General features: G+C 72.8%; 21 protein-coding genes. 10 read left to right on the top strand and 11 right to left on the bottom strand.

What is annotated here, in order from left to right; translation table 11 throughout:
* Window positions 1–117 precede the first annotated feature (117 nt).
* Window positions 118–726, bottom strand: a complete 609-nt coding sequence (locus tag OG627_RS30225) for a hypothetical protein (RefSeq protein ID WP_329070467.1) — start codon at window positions 724–726, stop codon at window positions 118–120.
* 507 nt (window positions 727–1,233) lie between these two features.
* On the opposite strand from OG627_RS30225, the gene OG627_RS30230 reads away from it, so the two are divergent.
* Window positions 1,234–2,763: a glutamate--cysteine ligase gene (locus OG627_RS30230; protein ID WP_329070468.1), complete on the top strand. Its 1,530-nt coding sequence runs from the start codon at window positions 1,234–1,236 to the stop codon at window positions 2,761–2,763.
* Window positions 2,764–2,836: 73 nt separating this feature from the next.
* On the opposite strand, the gene OG627_RS30235 is transcribed toward OG627_RS30230, so the two are convergent.
* Window positions 2,837–4,618, bottom strand: coding sequence for a substrate-binding domain-containing protein (locus tag OG627_RS30235; RefSeq protein WP_329070471.1), 1,782 nt, complete (start codon window positions 4,616–4,618; stop codon window positions 2,837–2,839).
* A 130-nt stretch (window positions 4,619–4,748) separates the two neighbouring features.
* Here OG627_RS30235 and OG627_RS30240 point away from each other — a divergent pair, with 130 nt between their 5' ends.
* The gene (locus tag OG627_RS30240) at window positions 4,749–5,570 is read left to right on the top strand and encodes a CPBP family intramembrane glutamic endopeptidase (protein ID WP_443073565.1); all 822 of its coding nucleotides are present in this window, start codon (window positions 4,749–4,751) and stop codon (window positions 5,568–5,570) included.
* 53 nt (window positions 5,571–5,623) lie between these two features.
* Here OG627_RS30240 and OG627_RS30245 read toward each other — a convergent pair whose 3' ends face one another.
* Together OG627_RS30245 and OG627_RS30250 are read right to left on the bottom strand one after the other, a co-directional pair.
* Window positions 5,624–6,442 (bottom strand): PhzF family phenazine biosynthesis protein, encoded by an 819-nt coding sequence (locus tag OG627_RS30245; protein ID WP_329070473.1) that lies wholly within the window; start codon window positions 6,440–6,442, stop codon window positions 5,624–5,626.
* A 207-nt stretch (window positions 6,443–6,649) separates the two neighbouring features.
* Window positions 6,650–7,363 carry a TetR/AcrR family transcriptional regulator gene (locus OG627_RS30250; RefSeq protein WP_329070475.1) on the bottom strand — a complete coding sequence of 238 codons (714 nt, stop codon included), beginning with the start codon at window positions 7,361–7,363 and terminating at the stop codon, window positions 6,650–6,652.
* A 197-nt stretch (window positions 7,364–7,560) separates the two neighbouring features.
* Between OG627_RS30250 and OG627_RS30255 the strand changes: the two genes are divergently transcribed.
* On the top strand, window positions 7,561–9,177 hold the full coding sequence (locus OG627_RS30255) for an MDR family MFS transporter (RefSeq protein WP_443073566.1): 1,617 nt from the start codon (window positions 7,561–7,563) through the stop codon (window positions 9,175–9,177).
* Between the two features lie 184 nt (window positions 9,178–9,361).
* On the opposite strand, the gene OG627_RS30260 is transcribed toward OG627_RS30255, so the two are convergent.
* Entirely contained in the window at window positions 9,362–10,183 is an 822-nt protein-coding gene (locus tag OG627_RS30260) for a methyltransferase domain-containing protein (RefSeq protein ID WP_329070477.1), read from the bottom strand.
* A gap of 61 nt (window positions 10,184–10,244) precedes the next feature.
* The gene (locus OG627_RS30265; RefSeq protein WP_329070479.1) at window positions 10,245–10,967 is read right to left on the bottom strand and encodes a formylglycine-generating enzyme family protein; all 723 of its coding nucleotides are present in this window, start codon (window positions 10,965–10,967) and stop codon (window positions 10,245–10,247) included.
* Between the two features lie 106 nt (window positions 10,968–11,073).
* Between OG627_RS30265 and OG627_RS30270 the strand changes: the two genes are divergently transcribed.
* From OG627_RS30270 to OG627_RS30285, 4 genes are all read left to right on the top strand, one after another.
* Window positions 11,074–11,679 carry a PadR family transcriptional regulator gene (locus tag OG627_RS30270; protein ID WP_329070481.1) on the top strand — a complete coding sequence of 202 codons (606 nt, stop codon included), beginning with the start codon at window positions 11,074–11,076 and terminating at the stop codon, window positions 11,677–11,679.
* Between the two features lie 245 nt (window positions 11,680–11,924).
* Window positions 11,925–12,485, top strand: coding sequence for a peptidase (locus OG627_RS30275; protein ID WP_329070483.1), 561 nt, complete (start codon window positions 11,925–11,927; stop codon window positions 12,483–12,485).
* A 37-nt stretch (window positions 12,486–12,522) separates the two neighbouring features.
* Window positions 12,523–13,605: an EamA family transporter gene (locus tag OG627_RS30280; RefSeq protein ID WP_329070485.1), complete on the top strand. Its 1,083-nt coding sequence runs from the start codon at window positions 12,523–12,525 to the stop codon at window positions 13,603–13,605.
* A 172-nt stretch (window positions 13,606–13,777) separates the two neighbouring features.
* Window positions 13,778–14,758, top strand: a complete 981-nt coding sequence (locus tag OG627_RS30285) for a DMT family transporter (RefSeq protein WP_329070487.1) — start codon at window positions 13,778–13,780, stop codon at window positions 14,756–14,758.
* A 146-nt stretch (window positions 14,759–14,904) separates the two neighbouring features.
* On the opposite strand, the gene OG627_RS30290 is transcribed toward OG627_RS30285, so the two are convergent.
* Window positions 14,905–15,630, bottom strand: a complete 726-nt coding sequence (locus tag OG627_RS30290; RefSeq protein WP_329070489.1) for a pyridoxamine 5'-phosphate oxidase family protein — start codon at window positions 15,628–15,630, stop codon at window positions 14,905–14,907.
* 36 nt (window positions 15,631–15,666) lie between these two features.
* On the opposite strand from OG627_RS30290, the gene OG627_RS30295 reads away from it, so the two are divergent.
* Window positions 15,667–16,998: an aminotransferase class I/II-fold pyridoxal phosphate-dependent enzyme gene (locus tag OG627_RS30295; RefSeq protein ID WP_329070491.1), complete on the top strand. Its 1,332-nt coding sequence runs from the start codon at window positions 15,667–15,669 to the stop codon at window positions 16,996–16,998.
* 23 nt (window positions 16,999–17,021) lie between these two features.
* Here the strand turns inward: OG627_RS30295 and OG627_RS30300 are convergent, their stop codons facing one another.
* A complete protein-coding gene (locus tag OG627_RS30300; RefSeq protein ID WP_329070493.1) occupies window positions 17,022–18,065 on the bottom strand; it encodes a DMT family transporter in 1,044 nt (347 codons plus the stop codon).
* Window positions 18,066–18,138: 73 nt separating this feature from the next.
* Between OG627_RS30300 and OG627_RS30305 the strand changes: the two genes are divergently transcribed.
* The gene (locus OG627_RS30305) at window positions 18,139–19,074 is read left to right on the top strand and encodes a LysR family transcriptional regulator (protein ID WP_329070495.1); all 936 of its coding nucleotides are present in this window, start codon (window positions 18,139–18,141) and stop codon (window positions 19,072–19,074) included.
* A gap of 46 nt (window positions 19,075–19,120) precedes the next feature.
* Here the strand turns inward: OG627_RS30305 and OG627_RS30310 are convergent, their stop codons facing one another.
* Together OG627_RS30310 and OG627_RS30315 are read right to left on the bottom strand one after the other, a co-directional pair.
* Window positions 19,121–19,597 carry a Rieske (2Fe-2S) protein gene (locus tag OG627_RS30310; RefSeq protein WP_329070497.1) on the bottom strand — a complete coding sequence of 159 codons (477 nt, stop codon included), beginning with the start codon at window positions 19,595–19,597 and terminating at the stop codon, window positions 19,121–19,123.
* Window positions 19,598–19,682: 85 nt separating this feature from the next.
* Complete coding sequence (locus tag OG627_RS30315) at window positions 19,683–21,329, bottom strand: prolyl oligopeptidase family serine peptidase (protein WP_329070499.1); 1,647 nt, start codon at window positions 21,327–21,329, stop codon at window positions 19,683–19,685.
* Between OG627_RS30315 and OG627_RS30320 the strand changes: the two genes are divergently transcribed.
* Window positions 21,319–22,044 carry a M28 family metallopeptidase gene (locus OG627_RS30320; RefSeq protein ID WP_329070500.1) on the top strand — a complete coding sequence of 242 codons (726 nt, stop codon included), beginning with the start codon at window positions 21,319–21,321 and terminating at the stop codon, window positions 22,042–22,044. The genes OG627_RS30315 and OG627_RS30320 overlap by 11 nt on opposite strands.
* Window positions 22,045–22,077: 33 nt before the next feature.
* Here the strand turns inward: OG627_RS30320 and OG627_RS30325 are convergent, their stop codons facing one another.
* Window positions 22,078–23,397, bottom strand: coding sequence for a hypothetical protein (locus OG627_RS30325; RefSeq protein ID WP_329070502.1), 1,320 nt, complete (start codon window positions 23,395–23,397; stop codon window positions 22,078–22,080).
* Between the last annotated feature and the right edge of the window lie 106 nt (window positions 23,398–23,503).

Genomic DNA, 23,503 nt, shown 5'->3' on the forward strand with positions numbered 1-23,503 from the left:
CCTACTCCTGGTGAACGGCACCGTGCCCCGCGGCCGCCAGGGGCTGCGGGGCACAAGAGGCGATGGTGCGGGTCCGGGGACGGGAGCGTACGGCCGGGCCGCCGTACGGGGCGGGCCTCAGGCGGGCGTGGTGAGCAGCGGCGGCGGGGCGAGCCGCAGTCCGATCATCGGCAGCAGCTCGGTGACCCGGTGCGGACGATGCGCCGTGATGCCCGGTGGGGCGGGCGCGAGGGGCACCAGGATGTCGGCCGGGGCGGGCGAGCCCGTGGTGGCGTCGGCCTCCGTGTCCCCGTGCAGCCAGAGCGTGAGCATGTACAGCTCCGGCACGGACAACAGCCGGGGCTGGTACAGGGCCGCCAGGCCGTCGGCCTGGCGCAGCGCGCGCTCGGTGGCGGTGAGGTAGGGGCCTTCGAAGAAGCGCGAGAAGGCCCAGCCGTCGGCGGTGAGCATCGTGTCGGCGGCGGCCACGGTGCGCTCACCGCTCCGGATCAGGAAGCGCCAGCCGGTCAGCCTGGTCCGTGGGGCGCGGCCCTCGGGGTCGGCCGTACGGGACGCCGGGGTGACGTGGTCGAGTACGTGGACGGGAAGCGGGAGTTCGGGGCTCAGCGGTCCCTGGACGGACTGGAGAGCCGGGGTGCGGGCATCGCGCACGGCGGTGGGGGAACTGAGTGCCGCGAGAACGCTGCGCAGGGCGGGCGCCGGGGCCGGGGGTACTTGCAGCGGCATGGTGGGTTGCCTCTCACTCAGGAGACAGGGTGACGCGTGAGGTGGAGCATGACTTCTGCGGACGTCGCTGTCGGCATGCGGGGTCAGAGGTGGGCTCCAGCGCGGATGCGGCCGGACACCAACTCTCTGCCTCGTACGCGGAGTTTATACGACACGTGTTCACGTCATGTTTCTTCTAGCTGTCCCGGATATTGCGGACAAGGCACTATTAAGTCCTTCTCTCGCTGACTTTCCGTGGATAAACCCCGAACAGAGGGTGTCTGGCCTGGGGTGATTCGTCCAGCGGGGACGGCTGAAACTCGTCTGCGTTATTCGCGGCCGACCGGGCAGGGGAAACAGAGCACCACGCCATGCCATAGGAATGTGCCGGACGACCTCAGGGCAACACTAGCGGTCGCGGTGCGCCGACGGGGCGGGAAGACGTTACGGATCACCCGGTGTGGGCATTATCGATCGTGACGCGAGCGGCCGGTGCCGCGGGCTGCCCACTGGAGGAGGGACCCTTCGATGGGGGAGAAGGTCGAAGCGGACGGTTCCGGCCTGTCCGATCGGCAGAAGTACCGCAGGAAGCTCCAGCAGTGCCTGGCGGTGCTGGAGCGGCTCCTGGCGGAGGAGCGGTTCGACCGGCCCAAGAATCTGATGGGTCTGGAGATCGAGCTGAATCTGGCGGGCTCCGACGGGATGCCCCGCATGATGAATGCGGAGGTGCTGAAGCGCATCGCGAGCGGTGATTTCCAGACCGAACTCGGAATGTTCAACATGGAAGTAAATGTGGCGCCGCACCGGCTGGGCGGCCGGGTTCTCGATCAGCTCGCGGAAGAACTGCGCACCGGGCTGGGATATGCCCACCGCAAAGCGACGGAGGTGGACGCCGGGATCGTGATGATCGGAATTCTTCCGACGCTCACCCAGCAGGATGTGGTCTCCGCGAATCTCTCCGACGTGGACCGCTACACACTCCTCAACCAGCAGATGGTCGCGGCCAGGGGAGAGGATTTCACTCTCGACATCGAGGGGGTGGAGCGGCTCACCTGTACCTCGGCCTCGATCACCCCCGAAGCCGCCTGCACCTCCGTGCAACTGCATCTCCAGGTCACCCCCGACCGCTTCGCCGATGTGTGGAACGCGGCGCAGTGCGTGGCATCCGTGCAGGTGGCACTCGGTGCCAACGCGCCCTTCCTGTTCGGCCACGAGCTGTGGCGGGAGTCCAGGCCGCCGCTGTTCGAACAGGCCACGGACACCAGGCCGCCGGAGCTGAAGGCCCAGGGCGTGCGGCCCAGGACCTGGTTCGGGGAGCGCTGGATCGACTCCGCGTACGACCTGTTCGAGGAGAATCTGCGGTACTTCCCGCCCCTGCTGCCGATCTGCGACGACGAGGAGCCGCTCGCGGTGCTCGACGGCGGGCGGGTACCCGACCTCCAGGAGCTGGCGCTGCACAACGGCACCGTCTACCGCTGGAACCGGCCGGTGTACGAGGTGAGCGACGGTGTGCCCCATCTGCGCGTGGAGAACCGGGTGCTGCCGGCGGGCCCCACGGTCACCGATGTGATCGCCAACGTCGCCTTCTACTACGGTCTGGTGCGCGCGCTCGCCGAGGACGCCCGGCCGGTGTGGAGCCGGCTGCCCTTCGCCGAGGCCGCCGCCAACTTCGACACGGCCTGCCGCCACGGCATCGACGCCGAGCTGCGCTGGCCGCGGCCGGGGCGGGCCGCCGGGATCACCACGGTGCCGGTGGTCAAGCTCGTACGGGACGAACTGCTGCCGCTGGCCGCGGCCGGGCTCGACGCGTGGAACGTCGAGCCCGCCGACCGCGACTTCTACCTGGGGGTCATCGAGGAGCGGTGCAAGCGGCGGGTGAACGGCGCCTCGTGGCAGGTGGACACCTTCCACCGGGCGCTGGAGGCGGGCCTCGACCGCGAGGCGGCGCTGGCGGCCACCACCCGGCGGTACTGCGAGCTGATGCACCGGGGCGAGCCCGTGCACACCTGGCCGGCGGGGGAGCCCGGGGACGGTTTCGGAGGAGCGCGGATGAGGTGAGCGGCCGGGCGGTACGGGGCGAGTGCGGCGCCGGGCAGCGTACGGGCCGAGCGCCGCCCTCGCGCCGTACCGCTCAGGACACCGTCGACCCCGCCGAGAGCATGATCGCCCGGAGCAGTACGGACTGGATGTCGGCCGGGTCGCTCACCTCGTACCCCGCCCCGCCGGTGGCTTTCGCTATCTTGTCGACCTCCGCGCGGTCGGCGTCCGGGCCCACGGCGACCGCGATCAGCGGCACCGGGCGCTCGGGGTCGGCGAGCGCCTTGAGCCGCTTGATCAGCGCACCGCGCGAAATGCCGTCGTCGTCCTTGTTGGAGCCGTCGGTGAGGATCACCAACGCGTTGAACTTGCCGTCCACATAGGTGGCCCGCGCCTTGCTGTACGCGGCCAGGGTCGTGTCGTACAGCCCGGTGTCGGCGTCGGGAACGGGCTTGAGCGCGCTGAAGGCGTCGGACAGCCGCTCGCGATGGGTACCGCCGCCCTTGACCGGATCCCCGAGCCGCGCCGTCTTCTCCAGCTCGCGGTAGTCCTTCTTGCCGTCGAGCCGCGTGGCGAACTCCCACAGGCCGACCTCGTCCTCCGCGGTGAACTGGGCGAGGGCCCGCAGCAGCGACGCCTTGGTGACATCCATCCGGCTCTGCCCGTCGCGGCCCGGCACCGGCGCCGCCATCGACCCCGAGGCGTCGACCACGGTCGTCAGCCGGGTGCTGCGTACCGTCACCGTCCACAGCCCGAGCGTCCGCTGCACCGTCTCCACCGACGGCGGCCGCGCGTCCGCGCCGTCGTACGGCTGGGGGGAACGGCCGCCCGCCGTGCGCAGCACATCGCCCCGTACCGGCGTGTTCGTCACCCGGAAGCCGTGCTTCTCCAGGGTCCGGTACGAGGGCTCCTCGCCGAGCAGCGCCATGAAGCGCATCGCGGCGCGGCTCTGGTCCGTGCTCAGCGCGGTCTGGTCGACCAGGCTGTACGGAAAGTCGAGCACCGGGGCACCGTCGGTCGGATAGAAGAGATGGAGATTGGCGGCGCCGCTGCCCTCGGAGTTGTGGGCGAACGCGGCCTGTTCGGAGAGCAGCAGTGCCTCGTTGCGGCGCGGGTTGCCCTTCTCCGCACCGGAGTCGTCCTGGGCCAGGGTGTCCAGCAGCCGCGGGTCCGAGTCGGTCACCCGCTGGGAGAGGAGCTGTGCGGTGGCGGCTGCGAGGGTGTCGCCCGCGCCGTCCCGTCCCTTCTGCTGCGCCGACTCCGCGACGCTGCTCAGGGCGAGCAGCCCGGTGGCGCTGCGCACCGGATCGGCCGAGCCGAGGCGGGGCCGGCCGGTGTCGGTCACCGCCGCCGCCAGCTCGGCCCAGGTGTACGTCTCGCGGGGCCAGCCGAGTGTCCGCGCGGACCGGGGCACGGCGGCCAGCGCCACCGGGGAGGACGCCACATTGCCCGCCGGGGTCAGCGGGATCCCGTCCCCTGAGCCCTTCGCGCGGTCCACCCACACGTCGGAGTCCGGCACCCACACCTGGAAATCGGGGGCGGAGCCGCGGGCGAGCGCGGTGGCGGCCTTGAAGTTCTCCCGCGCGCTCACCCGGATGTCGAGACAGTTGCCGTCGGAGGTCACCCGGTCCCGCCGGGCGCGCTCGGCGACCTCACGGAGCGCGGGCGCGATGTCCGGGGACGCGGCGATGTCCAGCCGTACGGGGGCCGCGTCGCAGGGGCCGCCGAACGAGAGCAGACCGGCGCGCGCCGCCACTCCCGTACCGGCGGTCACCGCCAGTACGAGCGCGGCGGCGATGGAGACGTGACGGCGGCGCGGCGAACGGGCCCTGCCCGCGCCTGTCGCCCGCACGTCGGGCAAGCTGTGACGTCCCATGACGGTGACGCCCCTCCTTGGCTTCGTGAAGGGTGGGAAGAAGGGGCCTCGAAGCAGATCGGAACGGATCGCGCGATCTTCGTACCCGCATTCGAGACCCTAGCGGCAGTGATGGAACTCAATACCGGGAATGACTCAACTGGAGGCGGGTGTGCAGGTGGAGGCGGGGCGGGTGGACGGTACCGGTCCACGGGAGGCCATCTCCCACAGGACCCTGCGGTCCGAGACACTGCTCGTACTGGCGCTCTCGCTGGGCGCGAGCGGCGTATCGGCACTGATCAGGTTCATCGGTTCGCTGACGGCGCCGCAGGCGCTGAACGAGCAGGCGGCCAGGCTCAACTCCTCGGCGGCCCCCGGACGGCCCTGGCTCGACCTGGCGCTTCAGCTGTTCTACATCAGCACGGCCCTGGTGCCGGTCGCGCTGGTCGCGCATCTGCTGCTGCGCGAGGGCAGCGGGGTACGGGACATCGGCTTCGACGGCCGGCGGCCCTGGCCGGATCTGGGGCGCGGCACACTGGTGGCGGCCGGGATCGGCAGCGCGGGGCTCGCGTTCTACCTGGTGATGCAGACGGCGGGGTTCAACCTGACGGTCGAGCCGGAATCGCTGCCAAACGTGTGGTGGAAATTCCCGGTGCTGATCCTCTCGGCGGTGCAGAACTCCGTGCTGGAGGAGGTGATCGTCGTCGGCTATCTGCTGCGCAGACTCGGTCAGCTCGGCTGGACGCCGATGGGCGCGCTGGTGGCGAGTTCGGTGCTGCGCGGCTCGTACCACCTGTACCAGGGGATCGGCGGCTTCATCGGCAACATGGTGATGGGCGTGGTGTTCGTGCTGCTGTACCGGCGCTGGGGCCGGGTCGGTCCGCTGGTGGTGGCGCACGCGCTGCTCGACATCGGGGCGTTCGTCGGGTACGCGCTGCTGGCGGGGAAGGTGGACTGGCTGCCCACCCTGTAGCGCGGGGTCCCCAGTGCCCGGTGCCCAGCGACTCTCGTCCCGCGCGGACTCGGCTACGCGGTGAGGAGTTCGCCGTCGATGACCGTGACCGCCCGGCCGGTGAGCAGCGTACGGTCGCCGCGCAGCGAGGTGCGCACCCGTCCGGTACGGGCGGAGCCCTGGAGGCCGGTGAGTTCCGTACGGCCCAGCCGGGCGGACCAGTACGGGGCGAGCGCGGTGTGGGCGCTCCCGGTCACCGGGTCCTCGTCGATGCCGACCCGGGGGAAGAAGCAGCGCGAGACGAAGTCGTAGCCGCGTGACGGGTCCTCGGCGGCGGCGGTCGCGATGACGCCGCGCCGCGAGCAGGCGGCGAGGGCGGCGAAATCGGGCGCCAGCCCGCGTACCGTCCGCTCGTCGGCCACTTCGACCACCAGATCGCCGATGTGCTCCGCCGTGTCGTGCACCGAGACGGGCGAGGTCCCCAGCGCCGCCGCGAGTCCGTCTGGCGGCGGGACCGGCGTCAGCGAGGACGTCGGGAAGTCGAGGGTCAGGGAGCCGTCCTCGTGCGCGGCCGCGCCCAGGATCCCGGAGCGGGTGGCGAAGCGCAGCGCGCCGGTCGCACGGCCGGTGGTGTGCAGGACGTGCGCGGTGGCCAGGGTGGCGTGGCCGCACATGTCGACCTCGGTGGTGGGGGTGAGCCAGCGCAGCGCCCAGTCGGCGTTCCCGCCGGGCGGCAGCGGGTGGGCGAAGGCCGTCTCGGAGAGGTTCATCTCGGCGGCGACCGCCTGGAGCCAGTCGGTGTCCGGGAATCCGGTGGAGTCCAGCAGGAGGACCCCGGCGGGGTTGCCCGAGAAGGGGCGGTCGGCGAAGGCGTCCACGATTCGAATGCGCATGGGGTGAGCGTAGGAGGTGCGCGATCGTTCTGGCCAAGGCCAATTCGGGCGCGGCGGCCCCTGAACGGCCGGACGGGGACGGCTAAACGGAGAGCGTCCTCTGTTCAGGCTTTGCAGGGACGCCTGGACGCCGGGCCCCCGGGACGCCTGGATGCCTGGACGCCGGGGCCCCCGGGACGGTGCGCCGGGCGCCCGGCGCCGGGTGTTTCAGGGCGTGGAGGGTGTCCGGTGCGTCTGCCGCACGCGGGCCCGGTGCGCCTCCGAGGCCCGGCGCAGCTGCATGGCGGTGGGGGCCGTCGGGAGGGGATCGGCCGGGTCGCCCGGTGCGCGGAACGCCTCCAGTTGGTACGCGAGGAGCCGGCGCCACGCGTGGGGCGCGGCCTCCCGGGTGACGCCCAGGATCGCCCCGGTTGCCATCAGGAGGAGCGCGATGTCCTCCAGGACGAAGTCGTCCCGGAGCGTCCCCTCCTCCTGGGCCCGCTGGACGAGCGCGGCGAGGCTCTTGCGCAGCCGCTCCCGGTGCACCGACACCTCCGCCGGAACGGGCAGCGCCATGATGACGGCGCTGGTGAAGCCCTGGTTCTCGGCCTGCGTCGCGCAGAAGTGCTCGATGCAGTCGCGGAAGCCGGTCCAGGCGTCGGGCGCGCGCGACGCCTCTTCGGTGATGTCGGCGATCTCGGCCAGCTTGGCCTCGTAGGTCGCCGCGATGAGTTCCTCGCGGGTCGGGAAGCGCCGGTAGAGCGTCGCGATGCCCACGCCCGCGCGCTCGGCGATGTTCTCCAGGGGGCTTTCGATGCCGTTCTCCGCGAAGACGCTCCGCGCCGCCTCGACCAGCCGGGCGCGGTTGCGTTCGGCGTCGGCCCGCAGTGTGCGCGAGGGAGCGGCCGCGGCCTCGCCGGACGCTTCGTGCTCAGAACTCATCGCTCCATGCTACGTCCCGGAGTACGGCCTCCGTTTTGTGCCGCCACGGGAGGGTGGTGAGTGGATATTTCGCCGTATTCCTGGGACTTCCCGGTAGTGACGCACAGGGCGGTCGCCTTGTATCGGAGGCTCTCCTCCGTTTATGTTAAGTTGCCTTGGGCAATCAGGCGATTGTCTGATGAAGTGAGAGGGCGACGATGAGTACGACTTCACCACCGGCCGGAGCGGGGGAGACCCGGGCTCCCGCCGAGGGCGCGGTCCCTATGGAGCACCGGCAGATCGTGTCGGCGCTCGGCGGGCTGCTGCTCGGCATGTTCGTGGCGATGATCTCGTCCACGATCGTCACCAACGCCCTGCCGAAGATCATTTCTGATCTCGACGCCGGTCAGAACGCCTACACGTGGGTGGTGACCGCGGCGCTGCTCGCGATGACCGCCTCCACGCCGCTGTGGGGCAAGCTCGCGGACCTGGTCAGCAAGAAGATGCTGGTCCAGATCGCACTGGTGATCTTCGTTGTCGCCTCGTTGGGTGCGGGGCTGTCGCAGAACGTCGGAACGCTGATCTTCTTCCGGGTGCTCCAGGGCATCGGCACCGGTGGGCTGACCGCCCTGGTGCAGATCGTCATGGCCGCGATGATCTCGCCGCGTGAGCGGGGCCGTTACAGCGGATACATCGGTGCGACCATCGCCGTCGCCACCGTGGCGGGACCGCTGATGGGCGGCGCCATCGTGGACACGAGCTGGCTGGGCTGGCGCTGGTGCTTCTACATCGGCGTGCCGTTCGCGGCCATCGCCTTCGCCGTGGTGCAGCGCACGCTGCGGCTGCCCGTGGTCAGGCGGGATGTCAAGGTGGACTGGGCGGGCGCCTTCTTCATGAGCGCCGCCGTCAGTCTGCTGCTGATCTGGGTCACCTTCGCGGGCAACAAGTTCGACTGGGCCTCGTGGCAGACCGCCGTCATGACCGGCGGCGCGCTGCTCCTCGGTCTGGTCTTCGTCCTGGTGGAGAGCAGGGCCGCCGAGCCGATCATCCCGCTGCGGCTCTTCCGCAACAAGACGATCACACTCGCCTCCGTCGCCAGCCTCTTCGTCGGTGTCGGAATGTTCGCGGGCAGCATCTTCCTGAGCCAGTACTTCCAGATGGCGCGCGGCGAGACGCCGACCATGGCCGGTCTCATGACCATTCCGCTGATCGGCGGGCTCGCCATCTCCTCCACGTTCTCCGGCCAGATCATCACCAGGACCGGCCGGTGGAAGATCTGGCTCGTCTCCGGGGGCGCGCTCGTCACCGCCGGTCTCGGCCTGCTGGGCACCATCCGCGTCGACACGCCGTACTGGCGGACGGCCGTCTTCATGGCGCTGGTGGGCCTCGGCGTCGGCATGATGATGCAGAATCTCGTGCTCGCCACCCAGAACCAGGTGGACCAGCGGGATCTCGGTTCGGCGAGTTCGACGGTCAGCTTCTTCCGCTCGCTCGGTGGCGCCGCCGGTGTCGCGGCCCTGGGCGCGATGCTCGGGACCCGGGTCACGCACTACATGGCGGACGGGCTGAAGGGGCTCGGCATCACGGGCACCGGATCGGCCGACGGCTCCATCCCCGACCTCGACGCGCTTCCCGCTCCGGTCCGCGCCGTCGTGGAGAGCGCGTACGGGCACGGTGTCGCGGACACCTTCCTGTACGCGGCGCCACTGGCCCTCGTGGCCCTCCTGCTGGTGCTGTTCATCAAGGAAGTGCCGCTGCGCGGCGGCACCGGACAGGCCGCCGCGGTACGGAAGGACGAACCGGCCCCGGCCCAGGAGCCGCAACCCCAGCCGTAGTTACCGCGCGGCAGCCACGAGCACCCCGGGGGCGTTCGGTCCGTACACGGAGCGGATGTGTACGGACCGGCCCCCGGGGAACGCGGGCCCCGGCCGGGCGACCGGCGCAAGGGACGGTGCCGCCGTCCCGGCCGGGGCCCGGCCTCTTTTCCCGGGGGCCGGGCGGGCGCGCCCTCGTAAAGCGTCAGGCCGGACGGCGGGCGATGACGCCGAACATCGTCACGGACATGTGCACACCACCGCGCTCGGCGGCCTCGGTGAGGTCGGCGTCCAGCCGGTCCCGCTGCGCCTCGGTGATCAGTCCGCGCCGCAGCGCCGCCGAGCTGAGCATGCCGACGAACGACCGGTCGAGTGTCCGGTGGTCCTGGATCAGGGCCTGGGAGCCCACGTCCTCGATCTCCAGCCCCACCGCCGCCAGTTGGCCGGCCAGTTTGCGTCCCGCGTACGGGTTGGCGGCCGCGGTGAGTGCGCCACCGGTCAGCGCCGCGACCACCGCGGGCTCGCCCGGGTGAAGGATCGACGTCGCCCAGTCGGTGTCCAGCAGGGCGACCCGGCCGCCCGGCCGCAGCACCCGCGCGATCTCCGCCGCCGCCCTCTCCGGCTCCGCGAGATGCTGGAACACCCGCTCGCACCAGACGACATCGGCCTCGGCGTCGTCCAGCGGCAGCGCGAGCGCGTCGCCCGCCACGAAGCGGACCGTGGCGCCTGCCTCCCGCGCCCGCCGCTCCGCGACGGCCCGCAGCCCGGGATGCGGTTCCACTCCGAGCGCGTCCCCGTCCGGCGCCACGGCGGACGCGAGCGTCAGCGTCTCCGACCCGGTACCGGCCCCGATGTCGAGCGCGCGCTCGCCGGGCCGGGCCGCCAGGCCGTGATGCGCCCAGGCGCGCAGCCGCCGCACCCCCGCGCTCGCCGCCTGCGAGTCCAGCGCGCCGATCAGCCGGTCGGTGTCGGACGTGCTGACGTTGTCCGCGTGAAAGGCCGAAGTCGGCCGCTGTGAAGCCCCCATGGGGAGCACTGTAACCATCCGGGCGCGGCGTCGGGAGCGGCCGGCCGTACGGGGTGCCGGCTCAGCCTCCGGCGGAACGCGCGAGGCGGAACCCCACGTCGTCGACCCGGAAGGTCGGGTGGCTGCGGCGCCGCACCGAGGCGCGGCAGCTCCACCGTTCGTCGAACCAGCCGCCGCCGCGCAGCACCCGGTAGCTGCCGTAGACCTCGGCGTCGTACAGGTCCCAGCACCACTCCCAGACGTTGCCGATCATGTCGTGCAGCCCCCAGGAGTTGGGGAGTTTGCCGCCCACGGCTCTGATCCGTTCCCCGGAGTTGCCCCGGTGCCAGGCGATCTCGTCGAGCGGACCGTAGCGCGGACCGCTCGCGCCGGCGCGGCAGGCGTGTTCCCACTCCGCCTCGGTCGGCAGCCGGTATCCGTCGGCGGAGGTGTCCCACACGGCGTCCCGCTCGAAGGCTTCGCCGTCGGCGTCCGGGTGGTAGGCGGGCGTGAAGCCGTCACGCAGGGAGAGGGCGTTGCAGAACGAGACCGCGTCCCGCCAGGAGACGCCCTCGACGGGCAGCGGACCGCCCGGGTCACCCGGGACGCCGGGATCGCCCGGGTCGTCTGAGGTGCCGGTCGGACGCCCTCCGGTGACCTCGTCGTACAGCGCCCGCGTGACCGGGAAGGCGGCGAGCTGGTGAGGCGCCACCTCGACCGGCCAACTGCGCTGGGTCCGCCGGTCCGACAGCGTCACCCGGCCCGCGGGGATGGCGATCATCTTGTGCCGTGTGCTCACGTCCATGGGCAGATGATCGCATCGCCAGGGACAGTCAGGGGGTTGTTCTAAGAACAGTCCCGATATATCGTTGACGCATCGCGACAGATCAACGATTGAAGGGAGCGTAGCGATGCGTTCACATGGACACGAGCATGGACCGGGTGCCGGTCACTGCGGACCCGGGCAGCACGGCCGGGGTGACTTCGAAGGGCGGCGCGGGGCCTTCGGGCCGTTCGGACCGCCGTTCGGCGGTCCCTTCGGCGGGGGCGGCCGGGGACGTGGCGGAGGCCGGGGGAGGGCGCGGCGCGGAGACGTGCGCGCGTCGATCCTGGCGCTGCTGAAGGACCGGCCGATGCACGGTTACGAGATGATCCAGGAGATCGGCGAGCGCAGCGGCGGGGCCTGGCGCCCCAGCCCCGGATCGGTGTATCCGACCCTCCAGCTGCTGGAGGACGAGGGGCTGATCGTCAGCCGCAGCGAGGGCGGCAAGAAGCTGTTCACGCTCACCGACGCCGGGCGCACGGAGGCCGAATCGGGGCCCGAGGCCCCGTGGGAAGAGGCCGGACGCGGCGTCGACTGGGACTCGATGAACGAGATCAGGCAGGCCGGTTTCGGGCTGATGGAGGCGTTCGGGCAGGTCTGGAAGACCGGTACGCCCGAACAGCGCGAGAAGGCTCTCGCGGTCATCAACGAATCGCGCAAGAAGCTCTATCTGATCCTCGCCGACGAGAACTGATCCCTCTCCCGCGGGCCCGTCGTCGCCTTCCGGAACGCTCCGGGACGCGGCGGCGGGCCCGCGGCCGCGCGGCGGCGCCTTCCCTGGGGGCATGGGGGAACACGGGGGAACAAGCAGGGTCATCTCATTCGGGTCATCTCATTCGTAAGGAGGAGAACCCGTCCAGACGTACCCACCCTCCGTGGGACCCGAAGATGCTCCCCGGCGGTGATGTCTCCGACAGCCGGGACTGATGGGGTGAGAGAGTGCAGAACCCGCCACCGCGAGTGCCTCACCAGCCCGCGCCGAACCCTGCCGAGGACGCGCTCGCGCGCGCCGAGGCCGAGGCCCGGTTCACCGTGGAGCTGGCGTCCGCGGTCGCCGGTGCCCGCAGGAGGGCCCACCGTGACGCGGACGCGCAGATCGACACGGCGCACCTGCTGCACTCCCTGCTCGAAACCGACCCCGGAGTGCGCGCGGTCTTCGACGGCCCCCAGCTCGCCCGGGTCCTCGGCTATCTCGTACAGCGCAGCATCGGATACGGGCTGCGCTGGCAGGGGACGGTGGAGGACTCCGGGGCTCTGCCCGTCATCAGGAAGCGCGCGGTGGCCGGCTGGTCGCCGCCCGCGGCGACCGCCATGTCCGGCGCGCTGGAGCGCGCGGGCCGACGCGGCGCGCCCCGGGTCGGCGGCGTCGATCTGCTGGCCGCGCTCGCCTCGGACGCGTCCTGCCGGGCGGTCGAGGTGCTCGAACAGGCCGGGGTGGACACGCTGTCCCTGGCCGCGCTGCTCGCCTGCCCGCCCTGTCCGTCTCGACAGGTGTCATGAGGATGTCACTCCTGACGCGAGCTGTCATGATGTCGCCATGCACGCGTCTCAGGGGAGGAGCGTCGGCCCGGGACTTGCCCTGGCTTCGGCGTTCGCTTTCGGCGGTTCCGGTGTCGCGGCCAAGCCGCTGATCGAAGCGGGGCTCGACCCGCTCCACGTGGTCTGGCTACGGGTCACCGGCGCCGCCCTCGTCATGCTGCCGGTGGCCTGGCGCCACCGCGCGCTGCTCACCCGCAGGCCCGCGCTGCTCGTGGGCTTCGGGCTGCTGGCCGTCGCGGGCGTGCAGGCCTGCTACTTCGCCGCGATCTCCCGTATCCCCGTCGGGGTCGCGCTGCTCATCGAGTACCTCGCCCCCGCGCTCGTCCTGCTCTGGGTCCGCTTCGTGCAGCGGCGGCCCGTCACCCGCGCCGCCGCCGTCGGTGTCGTGCTCGCGGTGGGCGGGCTCGCCTGCGTGGTGGAGGTGTGGGCCGGGCTCGGCTTCGACCCGGTCGGGGTGGCGCTCGCGCTCGGCGCCGCGTGCTGCCAGGTCGGCTACTTCGTCCTGTCCGACCAGGGCGGCGAGGGGGAGGACGCGGCCGATCCGCTCGGGGTGATCGCGTACGGGCTGCTCGTCGGAGCCGTCGTGCTGACGGTCGTCGCCCGCCCCTGGGGCATGGACTGGTCGCTGCTCGGCGGCAGCGCGGACATGGGCGGGACGCGAGTGGCGGCGTGGCTGCTGCTGGGGTGGATCGTGCTGATCGCCACCGTGCTCGCGTACGTGACCGGGGTGATCTCCGTACGCAAGCTCTCCCCGCAGGTGGCGGGCGTGGTCGCCTGTCTGGAGGCGGTCATCGCGACCGTGCTGGCGTGGGTGCTGCTGCGCGAGCACCTCTCGGCGCCGCAGATCCTCGGCGGGGCGGTGGTGCTGGCCGGCGCGTTCATCGCCCAGTCGTCCACGCCCAAGGCGGCGTCCGGACCGGTGGCGGGCGGTGGCGGTACGGGGAGTGCCGGTACGGCGAGCGCCGGTACGGGGAGCGCCGGGGGCGGTGAGCCGTTGCGGGTCGGCCCGGTCGATGGTCCGGCCGTTTCCGGGAGCGGTGACGATCCCGCTCGGTTGTCCGCCGATCGCGGCGCGGAATAGAGTGCCGATCATGCATCTGACTGTTCTGCCGCCTCCCGCCGCCTGACGCGGGCGGCCATCCGCCGACGAGGACCGGGCTCGGAGGGACGCGATCGTCCCGTACCGAGTGGTTCGTCGCTGCCCGCGTGCCGCAGTGAGCGACCATCCACCCGTTCTTCCACGGAGACATCACGTGTCAGATCCCACCGCCACACCCGCTTCCGGCCTGCCCGTCGGGCGGAGCCTGTTCTTCCTCGCCGTCGCCGGAGTCGCCTGGGGGACCGCCGGCGCTGCGGCCTCGCTGATCTACCGGATCAGCGATCTCGGCCCCCTCGCCCTCTCCTTCTGGCGCTGCCTCGGCGGGCTCGTCCTGCTGCTCGGGGTGCTGGCGCTGCGCCGGGGGCGGGGGCCCGTGCCAGTGGAGCCGCGCCGCCGGCGGCTGCTCCGTATTCTCGGCACCGGCATCGGCCTCACCGTCTTCCAGAGTGCGTACTTCGCCGCCGTCGAGGCGACGGGGCTCGCGGTCGGCACCGTGGTCACCCTCGGCGCCGGCCCGGTGCTGATCGCGCTCGGCGCCCGGATCACGATGGGGGAGCGGCTCGGCGCCGGCGGACTGCTCGCGGTGACCGGGGCCCTGGCCGGGCTCGGTGTGCTGGTGCTCGGTGGTGACGGCGCCGCCGTACGTCCCGCCGGGGTCGCCCTCGCGGTGCTGTCCGCCGCCGGATACGCGGCGATCACCCTGCTCACCCGGTGGCTGGGGCGCGGGGGCGGCGGCGCCGACCCGATCGCCACGACGGCCTGGGCCTTCGCCGTCGGCGCCGTACTGCTGCTGCCGCTCGCGGCGGGCGAGGGCGTGCTGCCGCACACCGCACAGCCGGGGCGGATGCTGTGGCTGCTGGTGTACGTGGCGGCCGTGCCCACGGCGCTCGCCTACGCGCTGTACTTCTCGGGAGCGGCCTCGGTGCGGGCCGCGACCGTCTCCGTGATCATGCTGCTGGAGCCGGTGAGCGCCGCGCTGATCGCGGTGGGGCTTCTCGGCGAGCGGCTGACCGCCGCCACCGTCCTCGGCACGCTGCTGCTGCTCACGGCGGTGCTGGGGCTCGCGGCGGCGGAGGCGGGACTCGCGGCGGGCCGGCGCCGGACGGCCGGGCCGGCCCCGCTCGCCGGAGGCTGAGGGCCCGCGCGAACAGGGCCCACCCCCGACAGGCTCTGAGCCGGCCGGTGTTCGGGGGCCGCCCGGTCTCCGGAAGCCCCCCGGCCTGCGGGGCAGTCGGTTTCCGGGAGTCGGTCGGCTTCCGGGGACCGGCCTGTTTCCGGGCGTCAGCCGGCTTCCGGGAGCGCCGCGAGATAGCCGGGCAGCGGGGCGGCCGGGTCGGTGCCGTCGTCCGGTACGGGCGTGCCGTAGCCGTGCGCGACGGGAACGACGCCCGCCCAGTGCGGCAGCGCGAGGTCCTCGGGGTCGTCGTTGGGGCCGCCGGTGCGGACCTTGGCGGAGACCTCGTCGAGATCGAGCCGGATCACCGCTGTCGCGGCCAGCTCGCGGCCGTTGGCCGGGCGCGAGTCGCGCGAGCGGCCGGGGACGACCTGGTCGACGAGCGCGTCCAGGGCGGTCCGCCGCTCCTCGGCTTCGGTCACCTGGTGAGCGGTGCCGTGCACCACCACGGAGCGGTAGTTGAGCGAGTGGTGGAAGGCGGAGCGCGCCAGCACCAGACCGTCGACATGGGTCACGGTGACACAGACGGCCAGCCCGGGATCGGTCGGCTCGCTCCCGCTCCCGGGCTCGTCGCTCCGCCGTGTCCCGCCGGCCGGTCCGCCCGCCATCCGCAGCGGGCGCGACCCGGTGGAGCCGTGGAGGTACAGCCGCTCGCCGACCCTGGCGTAGAGCGTCGGGAGCACGACGGGAGCGCCGTCGCGGACGAAACCGAGATGGCAGACGTACGCCGTGTCGAGGATCCCGTGCACCAGCTCCCGGTCGTAGGAGGCCCGTTCGCGGGCGCGGGTGGGGACGGTGCGTGAGGTGGCGGGGTAGGTGGTGGTGTCCGGCATTTGCGCTCTCCATTGCACTAGTGCATACTATTCTTTGTGCTAGTAGAGTATCGGATCAGTGGGCGAGGTGCCGCGGAGATTTCCGCGAGCGTGGAGCGAGCGGTCGGGGCCGGTGAGCTGCAACCCGGCCAACTGCTGCCCCCTATGCGGCAGTTGGCGACGGAACTGGGGGTCAATCCGAACACCGTCGCCGCCGCCTACCGCGGCCTGCGCGAGCGCGGGGTGATCGAGACGGCCGGGCGCAGGGGCAGCCGGGTCCGGCCGCGGCCCGCCAGTACGGCGCGCGGCTCGATCCGGGTCGAGGCACCCCCCGGCGTACGGGACATCTCGGAGGGCAACCCCGACCCCGCCCTGCTGCCCCCGCTGCACGACGCGCTCGCCGCTGCGGCGCGCCACAACGCGGAGCGGCCCGGACTGTACGGACAGGCCCCCGTCGACGCGGAGTTCGCCCGGCTGGCGCGGGCCGGGCTGGACGCCGACGGGGTGCCCGCCGGGCCCGTCGCGGTGACCTCCGGGTCGCTGGACGCGATCGAACGCGTACTGGCCGCGCATCTGCGGCCCGGCGACGCGGTCGCCGTCGAGGACCCGGGGTGGGGGAGCCTGCTCGATCTCGTACCGGCGCTGGGGCTGCGCCCCGTACCGGTCGAGACGGACGACGAGGGGCCGCTGCCCGCCGCCCTGGCGCGGGCGCTGCGCGCGGGCGTACGGGCGGTGGTCGTCACCGACCGCGCGCAGAACCCGACCGGCGCGGCGGTCGGCGCGACCCGCGCCGCCGAGCTGCGCGCCCTCCTCGCCGCCCATCCCGGGGTGCTGCTCATCGAGGACGACCACGGTCACCACATCGTGGATCTGCCGCTGCACCCGCTCGCCGGGGTCACCGAGAGCTGGGCGCTCGTGCGCTCCACCGCCAAGGCGTACGGGCCCGATCTGCGGCTCGCCGTACTGACCGGCGACGCCGTGACCGTGGACCGCGTCGAGGGACGCCAGCGGCTCGGCCCCGGCTGGGTGAGCAGGCTCCTCCAGCGGGCCGTCCTCCACCTGTGGACCTCCGGCGCGGTGGACGTGACGGCGGTGGCGCGGTCGTACGGGGAGCGCCGAGACGCGCTCGTCGCCGCGCTCGCGGACCGGGGCGTCCGGGCGTACGGCCGCAGCGGGATGAACGTCTGGGTGCCGGTGTCGGACGAGACCGGCGCGGTGACGCGGCTGCTGGGCGCCGGCTGGGCGGTCGCGCCCGGGGCGCGCTTCCGGCTGGCCGCGCCGCAGGGCGTACGGCTGACCGTGTCGGAGCTGACGGCCGACGACATCGGGCCGCTCGCCGATGTGCTCGCCCCGGCGGCCGGCCCGGCCCCGGCCCGTACCCACGGCTGAGGCACGGGGCCCCCGCGCGGGACCTACGGCCGAGGCACGGCGGGTGCCTCCGCCCCGGCCTCCGCGCCGACTTCCGCCCCGGCCTTCGTCTCGGCCTCCGCCTTCGCCCCGGCGGGCCGCCTCGCGCGGCTCTGGGTGAGGGCCGCCCCCGCGAGGACGACGAGGGCGCCGACCGGGGTGTTCCAGCTGAGCTGTTCGCCGAGCAGGGTGACACCGGCCGCCGTGGCGATGACCGGGATGAAGTACGTGACCATCTGCCCGGTCGTCGGCCCGACCTCCGCGACGATCCCGTACTGGAGCAGGATCGCCAGCCCCGTACCCAACGCGCCCAGCACCACCACCGCGAGCAGCGGGCCCACCGGGAACGAGGCCGGGAACGTGGTGAACAGCGGGGTCACCACGGCCAGTTGTACGGTCGCGAGCAGGAGTTGGGCGCCGGTCAGGGAGAGGTGGGAGCTGCTGCTGCCCGCCAGGGTCCTGCGTACGTAGATCCAGCCGATCGGGTAGCACAGCGAGGCGAGCAGTGCCATCGCCGTACCGGTGAGGTCCAGGCCGGAGAAGCCCTGCCAGGCGCCGAGCACGGTCAGCACCCCGAGGAAGCCGATACCGAGCCCGGCCACCCTGCGGCGGGTGGGCCGGTCCTCGGAGAGCGCGACCACGGACAGCGCCATCCCCCACAGCGGTGAGGTGGCGTTGCAGATCCCCGCGAGCGTCGAGGGAATCGTCAGCTCCGCGTACGCGAACAGCGAGAACGGCAGCGCGTTGAGGAAGAACGCGGCGACGGTGAGATGGCCCCAGACCCGGAGGGGCCGGGGGAACCGCTCCCGCTTCACCGCCATCGCGACGGCCAGTACCGCCGTACCGAAGAACAGCCGGCCGAAGGTGACCTGGAACGGGGCGAAGCCGTGGGTGCCGACCTTGATCAGCAGAAAGCTGAAGCCCCAGATGAGCGCGAGCGCCGCGAACCGGATGCGCCAGCCGGGAGCGGCGCGCTTCCCGGTGCGTGCGACGGGGACGGTGCGGGGCAGGCTGCGGCGGCGGGTGCCGGACGGGGGCGTGAGGCTCATACGGCAACGATGACGGGCCGGATCTCGTAGAACAAGCGAGATTATGTGTACCTCATCGATTAGCATTGCTTACATGTTGAATCTGGAGCGGCTGCGCACACTGGACGCCCTGGCCCGCCATGGCTCGGTGAGCGGCGCGGCCGACGGGCTGCACGTCACCACCTCGGCGGTCTCCCAGCAACTGGCCAAGCTGGAACGGGAGGTGGGTCAGCAGCTGCTGGCCAGGAACGGGCGCGGCGTCCGGCTCACCGATGTGGGACGGCTCCTCGCCGACCACGCCGCGCGGATCATCTCCCAGGTCGAGTCCGCCCAGTCGGACATCGAGGCACAGCGCGGCCGGGTGGTGGGCGATGTGCGGATCTCCGCCTTCCCGACGGCGGCCAGGGGGCTGCTCCCCGCCACGATCCGGCTGCTGCGCGACGACCATCCCGAGCTGTGCGTCCGCTCCCGCGAGCTGGAGCCCGAGTCCGGGATCCGCGGGGTGATGCGGGGCGACATCGACCTCGCGGTGGTGCTCGACTGGAGCAACAAGCGGCTGCCGGTCCCCGACGGGCTGACGACGGCTCATCTGCTCGACGACGCACCCGATGTGGCCATGCCCGTGGACCATCCGCTCGCGCGGCGGCGGGAAGTGGACCTGGAGGAGTTCGCCGACGACGAGTGGGTGTCCTGGCCCGAGGGCGAATTCTGTTACGAGTGGCTGATGTTCACGCTGCGGTCGAAGGGTTTCGAGCCGAGGATCGCGCATCTCGCGGGGGAGTACCACACCCAACTGTCCTTGATCGCGGCCGGACTCGGTGTCTGCGTCGCGCCCCGGCTGGGGCGTGGCGCGGTACCGGAGGGCGTCGCCTTCGTCCCCGTACGGCAGTTGATGCGGCGTCATGTCTACGCCGCCTGGCGGACCGACGCGGACCGCCGGCCCTCGATCAGGGCGGCGGTCGCCGCGCTGCGCACGGTGGCGCAGCGGGTGGACGGCCGGCCGGACTCACCTTCTGCCGACGAAGGGTGAGACCGGCCGGCCGCCGTTCATGGGGCGGGCGCGGGCCGGGGCCGCGTCACGCCAGGGTGATCGCCGTACCCGAGACCTTGATCGACGCGGCGGGCAGCGGGGTGGTCGCGGGGCCGGCCTTCACGCTGCCGTCCTCCGCGCTGAACTGGCTGCCGTGGCAAGGGCAGTGGATGATCCCGTCCGAGACGTCCTTCACTGCGCAGCCGGTGTGGGTGCACTTGGACGAGAACGCCTTGAAGTCGCCCGCCACGGGCTGGGTCACGACCACACCCTGATCGGCGAAGACCTTCCCGCCGCCCTCCGGGATGTCGGTGGTCTCGGCGAGCGCGTCGGCGGAGCCACCACCGGCCTCCGGCTGCCCGGTGGTGGAGCCCGCCGCGCCGCTGGAACCGTCCGAGCCGTTCGCGCTGTCCGTGTCGTCGGAGCCGCACGCGACGAGCGCCGCCCCCAGACCGGCCGCGCCGGCCGCGGCGACCATGGTCCGGCGTGTCACGACGCGCGCGGTCCCGTACGTTCCCGTCATCCCAGCTCCCGTTCCCGTACTCGTACACCGGCGCGCTCTCGTGCCGCCGGTTCATGGGGTAGTACGGTACCGGCCGCCCACCTGTTCAAGCGCCGAGGGATTCCCTGAGAAAGGCGAGTTCCCGCAGGAGCAGCGCGTCGGCCGTGCCCTCCCGCGCGACGAGATGTCCCGTGGCGCGCAGCGGCAGTACAGTGTGCGGCCGCCCCGCGGCGAGCAGCGCGGCCGACAGCCGCAGTGTGTGCGCGGGGAAGACGTTGTCGTCGGCGAGCCCGTGCACGAGCAGCAGCGGCCGGGTCGGCCCGCTCGCGAACGGGAGCAGCGAGGAGCGCTCGTACTGCTCCGGCTGGACGTCCGGATGGCCGAGGAACCGTTCCTCCCAGTAGGTGTCGTAGAGCCGCCGGTCGGTCGGCGGAGCCCCGGCGACGGCCGCGTGGAACACGTCGGGACGGCGCAGTACGGCGCCCGCCGCCAGATATCCGCTGAACGACCAGCCCCGGATGGCCACCCGCGTCAGATCCAGCGCGCCGTTCCGCTCGGCCGCCGCGTGCAACGCGTCGATCTGGTCCTCCAGTACGGGCGTCAGCCGGTCGCCGACGATGGTCCGCTGCCACGCCACCCCGCGCCCGGGAGTGCCGCGTCCGTCCGTGACCAGCACGGCGCGGACCCGGAGACCGGCCGGCGTGGGTACGTCCCCGATCCGGATCGACCGCGTGTCGTCGTGGACGTACGGGAGCACCGCCACCCCGGAGGCGGTGCGCAGCGGGGTGCCCGGCGGGAACTCCACCCAGGCGTCGTCGGTGTGCCGGGACAGCGGCTCCACCGCGCCGGTCGACGGGTCGACGCCGAGGACCCACGCCGTGCGCTGGTCGCGGGTCTGGACGGTGGCCGTCGGGCCCATGTGGTCCCAGTCGGCGGCGACCAGGTACTCGAACGCGGCGTCCCGCCAGACGCCGACCGGGGTGTCGGACCCGGGCGCCTCGCGCGGCAGCGCGACCGGGGTGTGCTCGCCGCCGACCGTCACCAGCCGCAGCGAGGTCTGCGCGTTGGCCGTGCCGGCCGCCGGATAGCGGACGGCGCGCGGTGGACGCGCCGGGTCGGCGGGGTCGGCCACGTACCAGCGCCGCACCATCGAGGTGTCGACCCGCGCCACCAGCAGCGCGCCCCCGTCCGGCGACCACCAGAAGCCGCGGGTGCGGCCGATGGACACGGTCGCGACGTGGTCGGGCAGCCCGTAGGTGACGTCGGGGGTCTCCGGCTCGGCGAGCGGCCGGTCGGCCGTGCCGTCGGTCCGTACGACGCGCAGCGCGCCGCCGGAGACATACGCGATCAGGGAGCCGTCGGGGGAGGGGCGCGGGTCGGTCACCGGGGCCGGGACGGAGATCCGGCGCGGGGCGCCGCCGTCGGTGGTGACGGTGTGCAGGGCGCCGTCCAGCACGTACGCCACCACGCGCGCGCGGCGGTCGGTCGCGTACGAGACGACTCCGGCGGACGACGCCTCCTCGCCACGCCCCGCGCTCTCCCTCTCGCACTCGCCCGCGCACTCGCCCGCGCCCGCGAGGACCCGCTCCTCGCCGTTCTCGTGGAGCCACAGCAGACTGCGCGGCTCGGTGCCGGACACGGATCGCAGGAACAGCACGCGCTCGCCGTCCGGGGAGACGGTGAACCGCTGCGGGACTCCGAGCGAGAAGCGGCGGGTCCGGGCGAACTGACGTGGAAACGCGGTGAGTTCCATCAACGACACCGTAGGCAGCTCCACGGCCGACGACGGCACCCGGGACCCGTACACCGTACGCCTCTTCGCCGAGGGCGTGCCCACCTCGGAGACACCGGAGGAGGCCGCCGTCCGCCGCTCGGTCGGCGGCGAGAACGACGCGCCCTCGCGCCAGCTCGCGCGATTCGTCCGCGATGTCGCGGACAACGACGCCACCGGCATGAACGTCCGGGTGGTCCACCGCCGCGACCGTTATCTGCGGGGCGGCGACCACATCCCGTTCCTGGAGCGCGGCCGTCCCGCCGCCCGCTTCACCGAACCGGCCGAGGACTTCGCGCACCAGCACCAGGACGTACGGGTGGAGGACGGCCGGCGGTACGGCGACCTGCCCGAGTTCTGCGACTTCGGCTACATCGCCCGCGTGGCCAAGGTCAACGGGGCCGCGCTGTGGACCCTCGCCCAGGCTCCGGCGGCGCCGAGCGGCGTACGGATCCTCACCAGCGCGCTCACCAACGCCACCGAACTGGTCTGGGACCCCGGCACGGAACCCGACCTGACGGGCCACGAGGTGGTGTGGCGCGAGACGACCGCGCCGGAGTGGACCCATGTCGTCAGGGCCACGGGCGCGACGAGCCACCACGTGGACCTGTCCAAGGACAACCTCTTCTTCGGGGTCCGCGCGGTCAACCGCGCCGGTCACCGCGGCCCGGTGACCTTCCGCGTACCGCAGCGCTGAGCCGCGCTGAGACCACGGTGCGCCGGGGGCGTCTCAGCCGCGCGACCCCGGGCGGCGGCGTGCGGTGAGGGCGGTTCCGGCGGCCACCAGGAGCGCCGCCACGGCCGCGCCCGCGAGGAGGGGCCCGCGGCCCGCGCCGGCGCCGGTTTCGGCCAGTTCGGCGGGCGGCGGTGTGCTGCCGCCCTGGGGCGAGGCGCCCGTACCGCCGCCCGCACCGCCCCCTGTCGAGGTGCCCGCCGAAGCGCCTCCCGAGCTGCCCGCCGTGCCGCCTCCCGTACCGCCACCGGTCGATCCCGTCCCGCCGCTCGTCTCCTCACCGCCGGACGCGTTGACGACGAGTGCGGCCGTGTTGTTCGCCGGGTTCTTGTCGAACGGGAGGGTGCCCCAGCGGTGGTCGCCCTTGACGAAGGCGATGCCGCCCGTGGCGTTCGGCACGACCTTGTCGATACGGAGGCGGAAGCCGTACGCGCGCTCGCTGTCCTCGTCGGCGTATCCGTAGGGCGTGGTGCAGCGGTACGTGGTGGTCCCGGCCGCCTTGGCCAGAACGCAGAACTCCGGGGCCCCGACGACCGTCGTACCCGGGGGGATCCCGACGTCGAAGACGCCGATGGGCGTGCTGACGTCATTGGCCACCCAGGCGGGCCCCCGGTTGGCGAACGTCACGTCCGCCGTGACGGTCTCGCCCGCCAGGCCCCGGACCTTCGCCCCGGTGAGCGCGAAGTCCGCGGTGTTCTCGGCGGTCATGGCGACATCGAGCCGTTCGCCGACGTACGGGGTGCCCGGATCGGCCGGCTGCGGCCGCCGTTCCACGAGCCGCAGCACCGGGTCGGCGCCGCCGCCGTGCTGGGGGTCCCCGGGGAAGACGGAGCCCGCCTCCAGGACGCTGAAGGAGAGGTGTTCGTAGAGCGCGTGGTCCAGGACGTGGACGCCCACCGGCTCCTCCGGCACGTACGTGACGCCCGGCTCCAGGGTCTCCGCGATGTCGCAGACGGCGTTGACCTGGGCCGCGCCCTCGTCCTGGGCCGGGGTCTCCTCGTACACGCAGTTCGAGTACTTCTCGGTGAACGACAGACCCTTCGTGCCGTCCAGGAACAGCACCACATCGGTGGCGGGCGCGGTCCCTCTGTTCCGCACCGTGAACGACTGCTCGTGCGTGCCGCCGGGCCGCAGGCCGTCCACGGGAGCGGTCCGCCCGAACACCAGCTCCGCTCCCGGTTCCGCCCTGTCGGCGGCGACGGCGGGCGCCGCCGCCGACATCAGGAGCAGCCCGCCGATCGCTCCTGCGGCCAGTCCCCTGACGGCCGATGCCGTCGCCGCGCGCCGTGGCGCGCGGGTCGTCGATGTGGATCTCACGGATCTCACGGGTCTCATGGAGTCCTCCGAAGTCCCGGGCACAGCCCAGTGATGGTGCGAGAGGAGACTCGCGGGGAGGCGGGACGGTTGTGCGGGACGGTTGTGC

The sequence above is a fragment of the Streptomyces sp. NBC_01429 genome (assembly GCF_036231945.1).
GTDB lineage: Bacteria > Actinomycetota > Actinomycetes > Streptomycetales > Streptomycetaceae > Streptomyces.

Bases quoted from the DNA above. Each gene is read 5' to 3' on its own strand.
- OG627_RS30310 (WP_329070497.1), bottom strand. From the start codon at position 19,597: ATGACGGGAACGTACGGGACCGCGCGCGTCGTGACACGCCGGACCATG.
- OG627_RS30255 (WP_443073566.1), top strand. From the start codon at position 7,561: ATGAGTACGACTTCACCACCGGCCGGAGCGGGGGAGACCCGGGCTCCC.
- OG627_RS30240 (WP_443073565.1), top strand. From the start codon at position 4,749: ATGACTCAACTGGAGGCGGGTGTGCAGGTGGAGGCGGGGCGGGTGGAC.
- OG627_RS30260 (WP_329070477.1), bottom strand. From the start codon at position 10,183: ATGGGGGCTTCACAGCGGCCGACTTCGGCCTTTCACGCGGACAACGTC.
- OG627_RS30235 (WP_329070471.1), bottom strand. From the start codon at position 4,618: ATGGGACGTCACAGCTTGCCCGACGTGCGGGCGACAGGCGCGGGCAGG.
- OG627_RS30315 (WP_329070499.1), bottom strand. From the start codon at position 21,329: ATGGAACTCACCGCGTTTCCACGTCAGTTCGCCCGGACCCGCCGCTTC.
- OG627_RS30300 (WP_329070493.1), bottom strand. From the start codon at position 18,065: ATGAGCCTCACGCCCCCGTCCGGCACCCGCCGCCGCAGCCTGCCCCGC.
- OG627_RS30245 (WP_329070473.1), bottom strand. From the start codon at position 6,442: ATGCGCATTCGAATCGTGGACGCCTTCGCCGACCGCCCCTTCTCGGGC.
- OG627_RS30305 (WP_329070495.1), top strand. From the start codon at position 18,139: ATGTTGAATCTGGAGCGGCTGCGCACACTGGACGCCCTGGCCCGCCAT.
- OG627_RS30270 (WP_329070481.1), top strand. From the start codon at position 11,074: ATGCGTTCACATGGACACGAGCATGGACCGGGTGCCGGTCACTGCGGA.
- OG627_RS30250 (WP_329070475.1), bottom strand. From the start codon at position 7,363: ATGAGTTCTGAGCACGAAGCGTCCGGCGAGGCCGCGGCCGCTCCCTCG.
- OG627_RS30265 (WP_329070479.1), bottom strand. From the start codon at position 10,967: ATGGACGTGAGCACACGGCACAAGATGATCGCCATCCCCGCGGGCCGG.
- OG627_RS30230 (WP_329070468.1), top strand. From the start codon at position 1,234: ATGGGGGAGAAGGTCGAAGCGGACGGTTCCGGCCTGTCCGATCGGCAG.
- OG627_RS30280 (WP_329070485.1), top strand. From the start codon at position 12,523: ATGCACGCGTCTCAGGGGAGGAGCGTCGGCCCGGGACTTGCCCTGGCT.
- OG627_RS30225 (WP_329070467.1), bottom strand. From the start codon at position 726: ATGCCGCTGCAAGTACCCCCGGCCCCGGCGCCCGCCCTGCGCAGCGTT.
- OG627_RS30290 (WP_329070489.1), bottom strand. From the start codon at position 15,630: ATGCCGGACACCACCACCTACCCCGCCACCTCACGCACCGTCCCCACC.